This is a genomic window from Actinocrinis puniceicyclus (assembly GCF_018283645.1).
Lineage (GTDB): Bacteria > Actinomycetota > Actinomycetes > Streptomycetales > Catenulisporaceae > Actinocrinis > Actinocrinis puniceicyclus.
On record NZ_JAGSXH010000134.1, the window covers coordinates 1 to 13,723 of the forward strand.

The following is a 13,723-nucleotide window of genomic DNA, read 5'->3' on the forward strand; positions in this document are numbered from 1 at the left end:
CCCGGGCAGTCTCTGAGCAGCGGCAGAAGCGGCGAAAGCGGCGGCCCGGGCAAGCCGCGCGCCCACCGGCTCGGCTCCGTGTCCGTTGCACCCTTGACGTGGGAGTTCGCCGTCGCGGGAGCATGGCTCATGACTCGCGCATTGTCGACGCCGCCCGTGATTCCCACCGGCTCGGTCTCCGGTGCCCCTCAGCCCGTGCTGCCCGCCGCCCAGGGTCTGCAGCTGCGGCCTTGGGAGCCGGCTGACGCCGCGGTGTTCCTCTCCGCTTACCAGGACGCTGAGATCCGTCGCTGGCACACGCGCCGCCCCCTCACCGAGGCCCATGTCCGGGAGTGGTTCGACGCCTACCAGCAGGATTGGGAGCGCGAGAAGGGCGGCCACTGGGCCATCGCCCGCGATGACGGCGCCGTGCTCGGCCGGATTGCCACCCGCGGCTGGGATTTCGATGACGGCGTCGCCGGCGTCGCCTACTGGGTGCTCCCGGCCGCCCGCGGCGCCGGTGTGGCGACCTGCGCCGTGACGGCGCTCTCGGCCTGGGCCCTGGCGGAGATCGGTTTTTGCCGCCTGTATCTGGACCACTCGACACGCAACCATGCCTCCTGCCGGGTTGCCGTGAAGTCCGGCTACCTCCTGGAGGGCACCAAGCGCAGTGCCGCCGTGCACGACGATGGCCGGCACGATATGCATCTGCACGCCCGTATCCGGCAGGATTGAGCGTCGGCCGACCGATTGCAAGCGGAGCCGGACGCCCACGCGGCGCGGGTGTTTCTCCGCGTCGGCGCAGCGCAAGACCGTCGCGACCAGGGCAGGCAGCGCGAGCCGCGGCTGTGGTGTCAGACCCGTTATGACGGTATCAGTGTGCTGGGTCTCCAGCTCGTCGGCATCGACTCCGCAGTCGACGCCGACATGGGCTACCTCCCGTTGAAGCGCTGCGCTTCGCCCCGGACGATCAGGTACGAGCAGACCGGACGAGCGGCTGCCCTGCAGCGTCGCAGCCCGTGCCCACGCTGGTGCCGATGCCTGCTAGCGGGGCTGGTCGGCCCGTCCGACCAGGACGACCCGCACGGTGTGCGTGGTCTCGCTGATCGCGTAGATGACCCGTATGTAGCCGGTTTGCAGGCGGCGGTAGGTGCCGGAACCGCCCAGCGGGGTGGAGTCGACCGGGCGTGGCTCGGCGGCCAGCCGGTGGACGGCCGGGACCACGCCCGCGGCCGCTTCGGGATAGCTCTTGGCCAGCGACGCGAGCTGCTCGATCGCCTCGGGTTCCCAGGACAGCTCGTACAGAACGGCGGCGTCGTCGGTCACAGGGGGCGGCCGTCCGGGCGCAGACCGAACTGCGCGGCGACCTCGGCGTGCGGCACGGCCCGTCGGCCCTCGGCGGTGACGCGCTCGGCCTCGGCCAGGTCTCGGGCATCCTCCAGCTCCCGGTAGTAGGCGAGCCGCTCCGGGCTTATCACCACCGCGGCGGGCTCGCCGTGCTCGGTCAGCTCGACGATCTCCCCGCCGTATCGGGCGCGGTTGACGAGCTTGCCCAGGTGGGCGCGAGCCTCGCTCAGGGTGTAGGTGCTCATGCTGCAAAGTGTACGATTCGCAGCTTTTGCTGGCCAGTATCGCCGTGACACCTACTTTCTACTTTCGCCTTCTGGGGTTCGTCATGAGCGCGTAGGTAGGGCAGGCGGCGCCCAATGCCGCCGCCCAGCACTGCCAGCGGTCACGAACCTCCCGATCAAGACCGTCCAGCAAGAGCCGATCAGCATCACGGGATTCCCCATGCAGTCGTTCACGCCGGGGGCGACTGGCGACCGAACCACAGCACCGGCCGCGACCCCGCCGGACGGAAGACCGGCAGTGCCGCTACCGCTCGGGACGTCGCCGGTAACCGGCGTACGCGGCGCCGGCCGCCAGCGCCGTGCAGGCCGCGGCGATGCTCACTGCCGGTTGATAGCAGTGGAGGAAGGAGTGCACGGCCATGCCGCTGGACCGGCTGCCGAGCGCATCCGTCACCGCGTGCACGCGTCCACCGGCGACGTTCTGCGTCTGGTCCAGAGCCTTCTCCCGGACGCCGTTGCCGAGTTCGGGCACCGCCGAGCGCCACGAGAAGGCCGCCGCGTTCACCCCTACCGTGCCGAGTACCGCAAGGCAGACGGACGAGCCGATCTGCCGTGAGGCGTTGAGCAGTCGAAAGCACCGAAGCCGCGCCGGACACACCGGGCGGCACGTCGCGCATCGCCGCGTGCGTGGTGGTCGGCACGAAAGCACCGAAGCCGCCGCCGTACAGCAGGTAACCCAGGGCGCTGAGCGCGAACGGCCCGTCCGTGCCGGCCCGGCTGAGCAGGAAGACTCCTACCGCGGCGATGATCGTGCCGCTCACGACCAACGTGACGGTCCGGAAACGGGAGTCGAGGCGTCCGCCGAACTGCGCCATGGCCAGAAACGGGATGTTCAGCAACAGCCACGGCAATCCGGTGCGCAGCACGGACCAGCCGGCCACGTCCCGGAAGTAGAGCGTGACCCAGAACAGGCGCCGCTCATGCCTCCGTAGGTGAGCGTGTAGATGGCGGCCGCGCTGCGGAAACTGCGGGCGTTCAGCAGTGCGCGGGGCGCCAGGGCGTAGGGGTGCGCCGCTCCCATCAGAAGAAGGCGCTCAGCAACACGCGCTGGCCGATCCGGCCCGCATCCACCCCTCGCCGGCGGCGTTGATCACGCCGGCGCCGTCCAGATGCGGGGTGACTTCGGGGAACTGCTTGGGGTGGGCGATGCCGGCGCGGGCCTGCCGGTCGGTCGGATTGACCCGGGACACCGCGACGCGCACACGAAACTCGCCGGCGTCGGGCGCCGGCAGGGCACGGTCGACGAGTCGCAGAACATCGGCGGCGCCGTCGTCGCGGTAGACGACGGCCTTCATGATCCATCCTTGGGCTTGGAACTGGCGGTGCGTCGGTGCGGCCGCGCGTAGGCGGGCGGGGTCGCTCGAATCCGGTCAGCCGAGGGGGACCTCGTTGGATCGGGATGCGACAGCGTCGAGGTGGGCAATGGCCGTGGCGTCGAGGGTGATCCGGCCGGCGGCCATGTTGGCCTCCAGGTGCGCGGCGTCCGCTGTGCCGGGGATGAGCAGCACGTTCGGGGCATGGTGCAGGAGCCAGGCCAGCCCGATCTGCGCGGGTGTGGCACCCACGCACTGAGCCACGGCGTGCACGGCCGGTTCGTCGCTCACCTTGGGCATGCCCGGAAACGCACCACCGAGTGGGAAGAACGGCACCCAGGCGATGTCCTCTGCCGCGCACGCCTGCAACATGTCCTCGTCGGTGCGCGAGACCAGGCTGTAGGCGTTCTGCACGCACGTGATGCCGACCGGTTGTGCGCGGCGCAGCCCGTCGAGGGTGACGCTGCTCAGTCCGATCGCGCCTACCTTGCCCTGGTCGCGCAGAGCGGTCAGTACGGTGAGTTGGTCGTCGATGTCGACGATCTGGTCGCCCTCGGGACGCAGGCCGGGGCCGGAGTCCAGGCGGCGCAAGTTGACCACCTGCAGCTGCTCGACACCGAGGCTGCGCAGGTTGTCCTCGACGCTGGCGCGCAGCTGCTCGGGCCGCTGGGCTACGCGCAGCGGTGGGTGGCCGCCCGGGTTCGGGTCGGCGCCGATCTTCGTGACGACGAGGACGCCGTCCTCGGGGCGAATCGCCTCGCGAATGACGTCGTTGACGAATCCGAAGCCGTAGAACTCGGCGGTGTCCACGTGGTTGACGCCCAGTTCGATCGCGCGGCGCAGCAGCGCGACTGCCTCGTCGCGACGGTCGCGCAAGCGTTCCAGCTGCATAGCGCCGTACCCGAGCCGGAGGACGGTGTGGCCGGCGAGCGAAGCGGTTGGGGAGGTCATGACAGCGTCTCCTCGGGTGGCGGTCGCAGTGCGGTGTGCAGAAATTGGGCCAGGTACAACGCCGTGACCCGCTCGGCGATCGGCGCGGCGTGCTGCCGGGCCTCGGCCGGATTGCGGTGTCCGGTCTTGACCAGCCAGGCCGTGACGCAGTCGTGCAGCATCGCGCGCGTCTGGTCGATCATGTCGAGGACGATGGCGCGGACGGCCGGATCGATGGTCGCCTCGCCCCAGATCTGGACGGCGACCCGGGCGGTCGCCGGGTCCTTGCTGGCGACGAGCCTGGCAAGCAGTTCGTCGGGGTCGGGCGGGGTCTCGCTGGCGGCCCACGCGCCGATGACTGCGGCCCGTTCGGCGAGCGCCGCGCGGGCCGAGGCCTGCACCAGCTCGGCCTTGTTGCGGTAGTGGGCGTAGATCGAGCCGGTGGAGAGACCGGATTCGGCGGTGATGTCGGCGATCGAGGTGCGTTCCAGGCCGTTGCGCCCGAAGCAGCGCATGGCGGCCTCGGTGATCTGGGCGCGCCGCAGATCCTTGCGCGCGTCAGTGAGCCGTGGCACCAGGCCTCCCGTAAAAAGAACGGCTGTTCTGCTAGTGGAGACGCTAGCAGAACCGATGTTCTTTTTGCGGCGGTGGGTACCCGCGGACGCTTCTGGTCGCAGGGGCCGCCGTGGACGCGTCCCGGAAATGGCCAACTCTGTGGTCAACCCAAGTGGAACGTGGTCAGTTTGAGCGGGAACTGAGACTTCCGCCCTTGCCGAGAAGACCGCGCTGCACCATGCTGCGCTAATTAGCGAATTACCGCTAATGACAAAGTGATAAAGGGCCCGATCTGACGGGCTGGGATGCACGCGGGCTTCCCAACATAATTCCAGTTATGTGGGATGGCTTGCGCTGCGCTGGAGCTGGGTGGCCGTTAACGAGCTGTGCGGTGCGACTCCGCACGAATCTGTCAGTCGCTGAACCGCATGAGATGTCACTGCCCAGGTCAGCGACTTAGCGGCGCCTTCGCCGTCACAGCGGCCGCGCCGGGCCCGCACGAAGTTGTCAGCACGGATTCCGCACCTGCCGACACCTCGCAGATCACAGCCGACATCCACCGCATGAAGCCGTCAGCTGATCCGCATGACGTTGTCAGCGCAAACCCGTAGCCAGTGACAACGCGCAGGTCAGCGCGTCGCGACCCGCACCGACCCATCACCCGCGTCCGGCTGCTCGATCAGCGCTCCCGCCCAGCGGTCGCGCTCACCTGCAAGTTTGTCCAGGAAGCCTTCAGCGCCCGCCATCCTCGCCGCTGCCATCGCGCTAGGACCGCGCCAACCGCCCCGGACACGCCCTTGAACTCCCGTATTCGGTTGGGGTGTGTCCGAAGCGGGGCGGCGCGTTTCGCCCTGGGGGCGGCGGCCGGCTCGAGAGCCACGCGGCGGAAGTGGGCGGCGATGATCTTGCGGGCGAGCGTCGTGTCCGGGCCGTGCGGGTCGTGCTCGGCGCGTTCGTCATCAAGCAGCGGCAGGTCGCGGACCTGTTTTTCGGCGCGGACCGTGCTGCCTCGCGACATCCGCGCCATGATCGACGCGATCGACGCGGGTGACCTGCACGGGCTGCGCGATCGGGCGCTGATCCTGCTCGCGTCCGCGATGGGCCGGCGCGGCGCCGAAATCGCCGCGGTCAACTTCAACGACCTGACCGAACCCGAGGACGGCGACGGCGACGGCGACGGGGACAGCGACGTGCTGCGGGTGCGCGTCCGGCTGTCGAAGACCAACTCCTCCGGGTTGAAGGAGGATCACGTGGATGTGCCGCGCGGCACAGACCTGCGCTACTGCCCGATGCATGCGGTACGCCGCTATCAGCTCGCACTGATTCGCCGCGGGCATGTCGACGGGCCGCTGTTCGTGCGCTTGGACCAGCTCGGTCTGCTCGGCGCGGCGGCCGGAAGCCCCGCCCGCGGACTACTCGACCCGCCGACTGATCCGCCACGTCACGCAGGCGCACCTGCTTGGTGCAACACGTGATACGGGCTGTTAACGGCCTCGGGTCAATGGAGCAGCGGTTATCGATGAGACCAATCATGGCCTGACCTGGATGTTCTCGGCGGCGCGGTGCGCCGCTGACGGACGAACCCGTACCGGGGCCGGGAGGGGGTCGGCACACGGCCACTCTTGGGGCGCGCGGGTATTGTCACGGGGCGCTGCTGCGTGTCATCCGCGACGCTGCCTGCCCGTTTCGCGGCCCGCCGCCGGTTTCGCGCGAGCGCGCTCGCCCCTCTCGATCTCGAGCAGCGCAACCTCGGGGTGGTGCAGGTCGAAGGCGGGGGATTCGGAGCGGATGCGGGGCAGCGAGGTGAAGTTGTGCCGCGGCGGCGGGCATGAGGTGGCCCATTCCAGCGAGCGGCCCCAGCCCCACGGGTCGTCCACGGTCACCCGCCGGCCGGTCTTCGCTGTCTTATACACGTTGTAGAGGAACGGCAGGGTGGACAGGCCCAGCAGGTACGCGCCGATCGTGGAGATCGTGTTCAGCGTCGTCCAGCCGCTGGAGGCCCGGTAGTCGGCGTAGCGCCGCGGCATGCCCTGCGCACCGAGCCAGTGCTGCACCAGGAAGGTGGTCTGGAAGCCGATGAACGTGGTCCAGAAGTGGATCTTCCCGAGCCGTTCGTCCAGCATCTTCCCGGTCCACTTGGGCCACCAGAAGTAGAACCCGCCGAACATCGCGAAGACCACGGTGCCGAACAGCACGTAGTGGAAGTGCGCGACCAGGAAGTAGGAGTCCTGCACCTGGAAGTCGATCGGCGGGGAGGCGAGCATGACCCCGGTCAGGCCGCCGAACAGGAAGGTGACCATGAACCCGACGCCCCACAGCAGCGGGGTGTCGAAGGAGAGCGAGCCGCGCCACAGGGTGCCGATCCAGTTGAAGAACTTCACCCCGGTCGGGATCGCGATCAGATAGCTCATCAGCGAGAAGAACGGGAGCATCACCGCGCCGGTGGTGAACATGTGGTGCGCCCACACGCTGGCGGACAGCCCGGTGATGGCCATCGTGGCGAAGACCATGCCGGTGTAGCCGAACATCGGTTTGCGGGCGAAGAACGGGAAAATCTCGGTCGCGATGCCGAAGAACGGGATCGCCACGATGTAGACCTCGGGGTGCCCGAAGAACCAGAACAGGTGCTGCCACAGGATCGCCCCGCCGTTGGCCGCGTCGAAGATGTGCGCGCCCAGACGCCGGTCGACCTCCAGCGCGAACAGCGCCGCCGCCAGCACCGGGAAGGCCAGCAAGACCAGCACCGAGGTCAGCAGGATGTTCCAGACGAAGATCGGCATCCGGAACATCGTCATGCCGGGCGCGCGCATCGTGATGATCGTGGTGATGAAGTTGACCGCGCCCAGGATCGTGCCGAAGCCGGAGAGGGCCAGGCCCATGATCCACAGGTCGCCACCGACCCCGGGGGAGTGCACGGCGCTGGACAGCGGCGAGTACGCGAACCAGCCGAAGTCGGCCGCGCCCTGCGGGGTCAGGAAGCCGCTGACCGCGATCAGCGAACCGAACAGGTACAGCCAGTAGGCGAACGCGTTCAGCCGCGGGAAGGCGACATCCGGCGCACCGATCTGCAGCGGCATGATCGCGTTGGCGAACCCGGCGAACAGCGGGGTCGCGAACATCAGCAGCATGATCGTGCCGTGCATCGTGAAGGTCTGGTTGTACTGCTCCGGGCTCAGGATCTGCAGACCGGGACGGGCCAGCTCCGTGCGCAGCAGCAACGCGAGCAGGCCGCCGAGGCCGAAGAAGATGGAGGAGGTGATCAGGTACAGGAACCCGACGGTCTTGTGGTCTGTGGTGGTGACCCACTTGATCACGGCGGAGCCGGGTTTCCGCTGGGGACCGGCATACGCGGGGCGTGCCTGCACTGGGTCGTTGACGGCGGTCATCGGGTGGCGCCTCCGGTCGCGCTTCGGCCGGCAAGCCCGGCGCAACGGGCTGGTCGGGCACATGGTGAATCCTCGCCGGCAGCGCTGCGCAGCCGACATGCCTCGGGCCGCTGATCGCGATACTCGCCGTGACACCTCCCGTGGATGCACTTCGCGCGCGTTGGCTCTCGGTGCACGATCACGACTGAAGCCTGCAGCTTCCTTGCGGCCGGAGCCGTCGGTTGCCACCGGGTGCGCCGCGCCGGATGCTCGGCCGCGAGCTTCGGCCATCCCGGCCGGTCGAACGGGGTTCTACCGGGCGTGGGTGGGGGCGAGTCCGCGCAGGACATAGGGCAGGATGCCGCCGTGCCGGTAGTAGGCGGCCTCGGCGGGGGTGTCGATGCGGACGGTCGCAGTGAACTGCTGTGTGCCGCCGGGGCCCGCCGCGGTAACGGTGAGCGTGTGCGGCGGCGTCTCGGCCCCGGCCAGGCCGCGGATGCCGTAGATCTCCTCGCCGGTCAGGCCGAGGGCGGCGGCGTCTTGGCCCGGCTGGAACTGTAGTGGCAGCACGCCCATGCCGATCAGGTTGGAGCGGTGGATGCGCTCGTAGGAGGCGGCGATGACCGCCTTGACGCCGAGCAGCGCGGTGCCCTTGGCGGCCCAGTCCCGGGACGAACCGGAGCCGTACTCGGTGCCGGCGATCACCAACAGCGGCACGCGCTCGGCGGCGTAGCGGCCCGCGGCGTCGAAGATGCTCATGCGTTCGCCGCCCGGCAGGTGGCGGGTGACGCCGCCCTCGGTGGCGGGCGCGAGGTGATTGCGCAGCCGGATGTTCGCGAAGGTGCCGCGGATCATCACCTCGTGGTTGCCTCGCCGGGACCCGTAGGAGTTGAAATCGCCCGGGGCGACGCCGTGCGCCCGCAGGTAGGCCCCGGCGGGCGAGTCGGAGCGGATGGTTCCGGCCGGGGAGATGTGGTCGGTGGTCACCGAGTTGCCGAGCAGCACCAGCACCCGCGCGCCCTCGATGTCGGCCACCGGACCCGGCTGCGCGGTCAGGGCGTCGAAGAACGGCGGGCGGCGCACGTAGCTGGAGGCGCGGTCCCAGGCGAACGCCTCGCCGGCCGGCACCGGCAGGGACCGCCACCGCTCGTCCCCGTCGAACACCTCGGCGTACTCGCGCTCGTACATCTCCGGGCGCAGGCAGGCGGCGACGACCTCGGCGACCTCGCTCTGGGAAGGCCAGATCTCGCGCAGGTACACCGGCCGCCCGTCGCCGCCGGTGCCCAGGCTCTGGCTGGTCAGGTCCGTATCCATGGTGCCGGCCAGCGCGTAGGCGATGACCAGCGGCGGGGAGGCCAGGTAGTTCAGCTTGGTCTCGGGGTGGATGCGGCCCTCGAAGTTGCGGTTGCCCGAGAGCACCGAGCACGCCGCCAGGTCGCCCTCGGCGATCGCGGCGGAGACGGCGGGGATCAGCGGGCCGGAGTTGCCGATGCAGGTGGTGCAGCCGTAGCCGACCAGGTTGAAGCCGAGCTTGTCCAGGTAGGGGGTCAGCCCGGCGCGCTCGTAGTAGTCCATGACGACCCGGGAGCCGGGGGCCAGGGTGGTCTTCACCCACGGTTTCGGGGCCAGCCCGCGCTCGGCGGCGTTCTTCGCCAGCAGCGCGGCGGCGATCATCACGTCGGGGTTGGATGTGTTGGTGCAGGAGGTGATCGCCGCGATCACGACCGCCCCGTGGTCGAGTTGCACGGTCCGGCCGTCGCCGAGGGTGGCTTTGACCGGGCGGTGCACACGCCCGGCAGGTCCGGCGGGCGTCTCGGGTCCGGCCGGCTTGTCGCTCTCGCGGTTGCCGGTGACCGCGACCGGGTCGGATGCGGGGAAGGATTCCGCGCCGGCCTCGTCCAGTCCGCCGGGGTGTGGTCTGACGGGCTCGTACTGGCCGAGTACCGCGCGAAACGCCTCCGGCGCGCGGGCCAGCGGGATACGGTCATGCGGGCGTTTCGGTCCGGCGATCGACGGCGCCACGCTGGAGAGATCGAGGTCCAGGACCTGGGAGTAGTGCGGCCGGCGGCCGGGGTCGTGCCACAGTCCCTGTGCCTTGGCGTAGGCCTCGACCAGCGTCACCTGCGTCTCGGGACGGCCGGTCAGCCGCAGGTAGGCCAGGGTCGCCTCGTCGATGGGGAAGATCGCGCTGGTGCAGCCGTATTCCGGACTCATGTTGCCGATGGTGGCCCGGTTGGGCACTGGCACCGTCGCGACCCCGGGGCCGAAGAACTCCACGAACGTGCCGACCACGCCGACCGAGCGCAGCAGTTCGGCGATGGTGAGCACCAGGTCGGTAGCTGTGGCGCCCTCGGGCAGTTCGCCTGACAGCCGCACCCCGATCACCCGGGGGATCAGCATGGACAGCGGTTGGCCGAGCATCGCCGCCTCGGCCTCGATGCCGCCGACGCCCCAGCCGAGCACGCCGAGGCCGTTGACCATCGGGGTGTGCGAGTCGGTGCCGACCAGGGTGTCCGGGAACGCCAGGCCGTCCTCGGCGAACACCACCCGGGCGAGGTGCTCGATGTTGACCTGGTGGCAGATCCCGGTACCTGGCGGCACCACCCGCAGGTTGGGCAGTGCCTGCTGGCCCCAGCGCAGGAACGCATAGCGTTCGGCGTTGCGCCGGTACTCCAGGTCGATGTTGCGTGCCAGCGCGTCCGGGCGGCCGAAGAAGTCGGCGATCACCGAGTGGTCGATGACAAGCTCGACCGGTCGCTGGGGGCTGACCGCCGCGGGGTCGCCGCCGAGCGCGGCCATCGCCTCGCGCATCGCGGCCAGGTCCACCAGGCAGGGCACGCCGGTGAAGTCCTGCAGCAGCACCCGGGCCGGGGTGAAGGCGATCTCCGTTGACGGCGTCGCGGCCGGGTCCCAGGCGGCCAGCGCCCGGATCTGCGCGGCGGTGACCAGCTGCCCGTCCTCGTTGCGCAGCAGGTTCTCCAGCAGGACCTTCAGGCTGTAGGGCAGCCGATCGGCGCCGTCGAGCGCGCCCACCCGGAAGATCCGGTAGCCGGTGCCGCCGACCGCGAGCGTGCCGGCCGCGCCGAAGCTGTCCGCGGACATCAGGCACCCCCGGACGCAGGCTGCGCGTCGGCGCGTTCGGGCAGGTCCAAGCCGTTGAGGCTCAGCACGTTAGCGCGCAGCCCGACCGCGAGCCGGTTCCAGCTGTTGATCGCGACGACGGCGAAGGTCAGTGCGGCGATCTCCTGCGGGGAGAACTGCGCCTCGAACTCGGCGAACACGGCGTCGGGCGTGCCGGTGCGCGGCAGCTCGGTCAGCGCTTCGCACCAGGCCGGCGCGGCCTGCTCCCGCTCGGTGTGGTACGGCGCCTCCCGCCAGGCCGCCACCGTGTCCGGCCGCGTCTGGTGTTCGCCCCGGGCGCGCGGGTCCCGGTTGTGTATGGCCAGGCAGTAGGCGCAGCCGTTGATCTGCGAGGCGCGTATCCGCACCAGTTCGAGCAGTCCGGGTTCCACGGTGGCCGCGTGCGGCGCGCGCTCCAGCTCCGCCAGCGTGTGTACTCCGGCGGGGAACGTTGTCCAGTAGCCGACCCGCATCGCCGCTCCTCCTTCACCATTGGCTCCCACCCGGCCGTCGCAATAGCCGGGGGGTTTCGTTCGACCGCAGCGCTCCTCGCGGTGTGTTTCCGGCTGCGGCAGACCGCGGCCGGCCGCCGACCGTCCGGGGGTGCCTTAGCTGCTCGCCTCGTGCGTGCCGGGGGTGCGCTCGTGCCAGGGCCACAGCCCCGCGCCGCGCATACACTCCTCGGCCTCGGCCAACAGCGCTGAGGCATCAGGGTGCTCGGCCAGCACGTCGTGGCGCCACTGGTCGGCGCTGACGCCGGTGCCCGCGGCGTGTACCGCCCGTACCGACAGCGCCTTCACATGCGGGCCGCATGAGGCGCCCTCGAGCCACTCGGCCAGCGCCGGATCACCGGCTTCCGGTAGGTGGGCCCACCCCAGGTCGTTACGCATTGCGGATCCACCTCCGGGGTCGAGGCCCTCGTTTCCGAACCGGTATCGAGGCTGCCGCCGGGAGCCTGCGGGTTCCTTGCAAGCACCCGGCTCGAGGATGGCGGCAGGTGAGGCCGGGCGCAGCGGAGGTGATACCGATCAGTACGCAATGTCGGAATCGGATGCAGATACCCGGGCCGGCGCTGGTGGGCGGCGTGGGCGATGACCTTGAGTGATCATGAGCAGTGGGCCGCGGTCCGCCCGCGGGCGTTCACCCAGCGGCAGGTGGGGGCGGTTCGAGGGCTACATGCTGGAGATTTTCACGGCCCTGGGGATGCGCGACGCTCATGCACTCACCCTCGCCCGTGATCACAGGGCCCTGACAGGGTTGCTCGGCCGGTGCGCGCCGGGGCGTTCGCCCTGCCGCGCGCACTCGGACAGGACACCGAGGACATCGCGGCTGATGCGGCCCGCCAGCTGCGGCACGGCAGCTTCGACCGGGCGGGAGAGCGGCGCGCCGGGCCGGAAGTCGCGGCCGTGCACCGCGTAGAGGATCAGCCGATCAGGCAGCCTGCCCAGCATGTGGCCCAGGCGCACCGCCGCTCGCAGGCCCGCCGCATGCGCGCTGCCGCCAGTACCACCGCCGGACGGTGTCCCCGGCCACGGCCCGGTTGAGCCGAGCAGTGCGTCACGGGGCAGGTCGTGCCGGCACAGGAATCCGTACGCCTCACGTCCGCCGCGCACCGCGTCGACCACCAGAGCACAGCCGTAGCCGTCCCACAGTTCAATCATGCGGGCCGGCTCGCCGTCGCAGCGCGCCAGCCGGACCCGGTCGGCGAGGCCGGGCTGTCTGCACAGCGCCTCGATCACGGCGGCGCCGAATCCGGCGTCGCCGCGCAGCTCGCTGCCGACGCCGATCACGATCGCCTGCAGGTGCGGCATCACGTTCACCTTCCGGTCAAGACAGGGGTCCAAGCGGTGCGCTGAACACGGGACGCGGGATCGTCGTCTCCTGCTCCCAGCGCTCGGCCGCGGCCGCGGACCCGCCGCACGAGGCCCAATCACCGAGGATGTGACGCACGCCCACCTCCTGCGGGCTTCCACACCTTCATTAATACTACTACCATTTGTAAAAAAGGATCTGCCGCATCAGGAGGCTGCAATGTCCGAGCCGATCGCGCACCCGGCGGGTGCGCAGGATGCCGTGCGTTCGATCCGCGCCCACCACGCGCAACTCGCGCGAGGGTTGGCCGATCGCGTGCGGTCGGTGCAGGACGCGGTGCGTGACGGCGGTGACACGCACGCCGCGCGCCGGGGGCTGGTTGCGTTCCTCGACGAGGAACTGATGCCGCACGCGGCGGCCGAGGAGCGCACCCTCTACGCTGTCGGCCGGGCCGCGGCGGACGGGCGGCTGCTGGTGGAGGCGATGACCGAGGAGCACCGGGTGCTGGCTGGGCAGCTCGCCGTGCTGCGTGAACAGAGCGAGCCGATCGCCCTGGCCGCGACCGCGGCGCAGATCGAGAGCCTGTTCGGCGTGCATCTGTACAAGGAGAACGAACTGCTGTTGCCGCTGCTGCTGGACACCGGCGCTGATCTTCGTGCTCTGCTGCACGACACCCACCACCTGCTGGAGCACCGGTAACCGGGCAGCGCCACCACGGCCCGACGCGGCGCGCGCTGACCGCCCGGCCAGCGCCACGGCCCTGACATGGACCCCGGCCAGCCAGAGGGGGAGCGGACGGTGACCACACCCATGGCCATCAGCGCGTGTGACCACCTGGAGACGGGGGTCTGTGTCTCTTTTGGTGGGCTTTGGTCTATTTGGAGTATCGGCGAATCAGGGGTCGGACTTTAGGGCGTGTCGCCGGTTTTCACTCCGGCGGCCGAGTCCCGCTCCGGGTGCAGTCGGCCGTCGAAGGCCATCTCGAAGGCGTTGAGGACCGGCTTCCACCGGTTCGACC

15 protein-coding genes and 1 pseudogene are annotated in these 13,723 nt (G+C 70.1%); 3 read left to right on the forward strand and 13 right to left on the reverse strand.

Annotated elements, in window-relative coordinates:
- Nucleotides 1-129 precede the first annotated feature (129 nt).
- On the forward strand, nucleotides 130-714 hold the full coding sequence (locus KGA66_RS24665; RefSeq protein WP_369015955.1) for a GNAT family N-acetyltransferase: 585 nt from the start codon (nucleotides 130-132) through the stop codon (nucleotides 712-714).
- A gap of 309 nt (nucleotides 715-1,023) precedes the next feature.
- Here the strand turns inward: KGA66_RS24665 and KGA66_RS24670 are convergent, their stop codons facing one another.
- The 8 genes and pseudogenes from KGA66_RS24670 to KGA66_RS24700 all read right to left on the reverse strand — a co-directional run bounded on the left by KGA66_RS24670 (nucleotide 1,024) and on the right by KGA66_RS24700 (nucleotide 5,426).
- Entirely contained in the window at nucleotides 1,024-1,305 is a 282-nt protein-coding gene (locus KGA66_RS24670; RefSeq protein WP_211471164.1) for a type II toxin-antitoxin system RelE family toxin, read from the reverse strand.
- Nucleotides 1,302-1,571: a type II toxin-antitoxin system Phd/YefM family antitoxin gene (locus KGA66_RS24675; protein ID WP_211471166.1), complete on the reverse strand. Its 270-nt coding sequence runs from the start codon at nucleotides 1,569-1,571 to the stop codon at nucleotides 1,302-1,304. Before KGA66_RS24675 ends, KGA66_RS24670 begins: the two co-directional genes overlap by 4 nt.
- A 283-nt stretch (nucleotides 1,572-1,854) precedes the next feature.
- Nucleotides 1,855-2,115: a hypothetical protein gene (locus KGA66_RS24680; protein WP_211471168.1), complete on the reverse strand. Its 261-nt coding sequence runs from the start codon at nucleotides 2,113-2,115 to the stop codon at nucleotides 1,855-1,857.
- 73 nt (nucleotides 2,116-2,188) lie between these two features.
- Nucleotides 2,189-2,521, reverse strand: a pseudogene (locus KGA66_RS32275) (MFS transporter); the annotation flags it as partial.
- 123 nt (nucleotides 2,522-2,644) lie between these two features.
- Entirely contained in the window at nucleotides 2,645-2,905 is a 261-nt protein-coding gene (locus KGA66_RS24685) for an MDR/zinc-dependent alcohol dehydrogenase-like family protein (protein WP_211471170.1), read from the reverse strand.
- 75 nt (nucleotides 2,906-2,980) lie between these two features.
- Complete coding sequence (locus KGA66_RS24690) at nucleotides 2,981-3,874, reverse strand: aldo/keto reductase (RefSeq protein ID WP_211471172.1); 894 nt, start codon at nucleotides 3,872-3,874, stop codon at nucleotides 2,981-2,983.
- Entirely contained in the window at nucleotides 3,871-4,428 is a 558-nt protein-coding gene (locus KGA66_RS24695) for a TetR/AcrR family transcriptional regulator (protein WP_211471173.1), read from the reverse strand. Before KGA66_RS24695 ends, KGA66_RS24690 begins: the two co-directional genes overlap by 4 nt.
- Nucleotides 4,429-5,087: 659 nt before the next feature.
- Nucleotides 5,088-5,426: a hypothetical protein gene (locus KGA66_RS24700; RefSeq protein WP_211471176.1), complete on the reverse strand. Its 339-nt coding sequence runs from the start codon at nucleotides 5,424-5,426 to the stop codon at nucleotides 5,088-5,090.
- A 7-nt stretch (nucleotides 5,427-5,433) separates the two neighbouring features.
- Between KGA66_RS24700 and KGA66_RS24705 the strand changes: the two genes are divergently transcribed.
- Nucleotides 5,434-5,883, forward strand: coding sequence for a site-specific integrase (locus KGA66_RS24705; RefSeq protein WP_211471178.1), 450 nt, complete (start codon nucleotides 5,434-5,436; stop codon nucleotides 5,881-5,883).
- Nucleotides 5,884-6,069: 186 nt separating this feature from the next.
- Here the strand turns inward: KGA66_RS24705 and ctaD are convergent, their stop codons facing one another.
- From ctaD to KGA66_RS24730, 5 genes are all read right to left on the reverse strand, one after another.
- On the reverse strand, nucleotides 6,070-7,794 hold the full coding sequence (gene ctaD, locus KGA66_RS24710; RefSeq protein WP_211471180.1) for an aa3-type cytochrome oxidase subunit I: 1,725 nt from the start codon (nucleotides 7,792-7,794) through the stop codon (nucleotides 6,070-6,072).
- Between the two features lie 291 nt (nucleotides 7,795-8,085).
- A complete protein-coding gene (locus tag KGA66_RS24715) occupies nucleotides 8,086-10,875 on the reverse strand; it encodes an aconitate hydratase (protein ID WP_211471182.1) in 2,790 nt (929 codons plus the stop codon).
- On the reverse strand, nucleotides 10,875-11,366 hold the full coding sequence (locus KGA66_RS24720) for a carboxymuconolactone decarboxylase family protein (protein WP_211471184.1): 492 nt from the start codon (nucleotides 11,364-11,366) through the stop codon (nucleotides 10,875-10,877). Before KGA66_RS24720 ends, KGA66_RS24715 begins: the two co-directional genes overlap by 1 nt.
- Nucleotides 11,367-11,501: 135 nt before the next feature.
- Nucleotides 11,502-11,783 carry a hypothetical protein gene (locus tag KGA66_RS24725; RefSeq protein ID WP_211471186.1) on the reverse strand — a complete coding sequence of 94 codons (282 nt, stop codon included), beginning with the start codon at nucleotides 11,781-11,783 and terminating at the stop codon, nucleotides 11,502-11,504.
- Nucleotides 11,784-12,131: 348 nt separating this feature from the next.
- On the reverse strand, nucleotides 12,132-12,704 hold the full coding sequence (locus KGA66_RS24730) for a hydrogenase maturation protease (protein WP_211471188.1): 573 nt from the start codon (nucleotides 12,702-12,704) through the stop codon (nucleotides 12,132-12,134).
- A 220-nt stretch (nucleotides 12,705-12,924) separates the two neighbouring features.
- Here KGA66_RS24730 and KGA66_RS24735 point away from each other — a divergent pair, with 220 nt between their 5' ends.
- On the forward strand, nucleotides 12,925-13,404 hold the full coding sequence (locus tag KGA66_RS24735; RefSeq protein ID WP_211471190.1) for a hemerythrin domain-containing protein: 480 nt from the start codon (nucleotides 12,925-12,927) through the stop codon (nucleotides 13,402-13,404).
- Nucleotides 13,405-13,723: the final 319 nt, after the last annotated feature.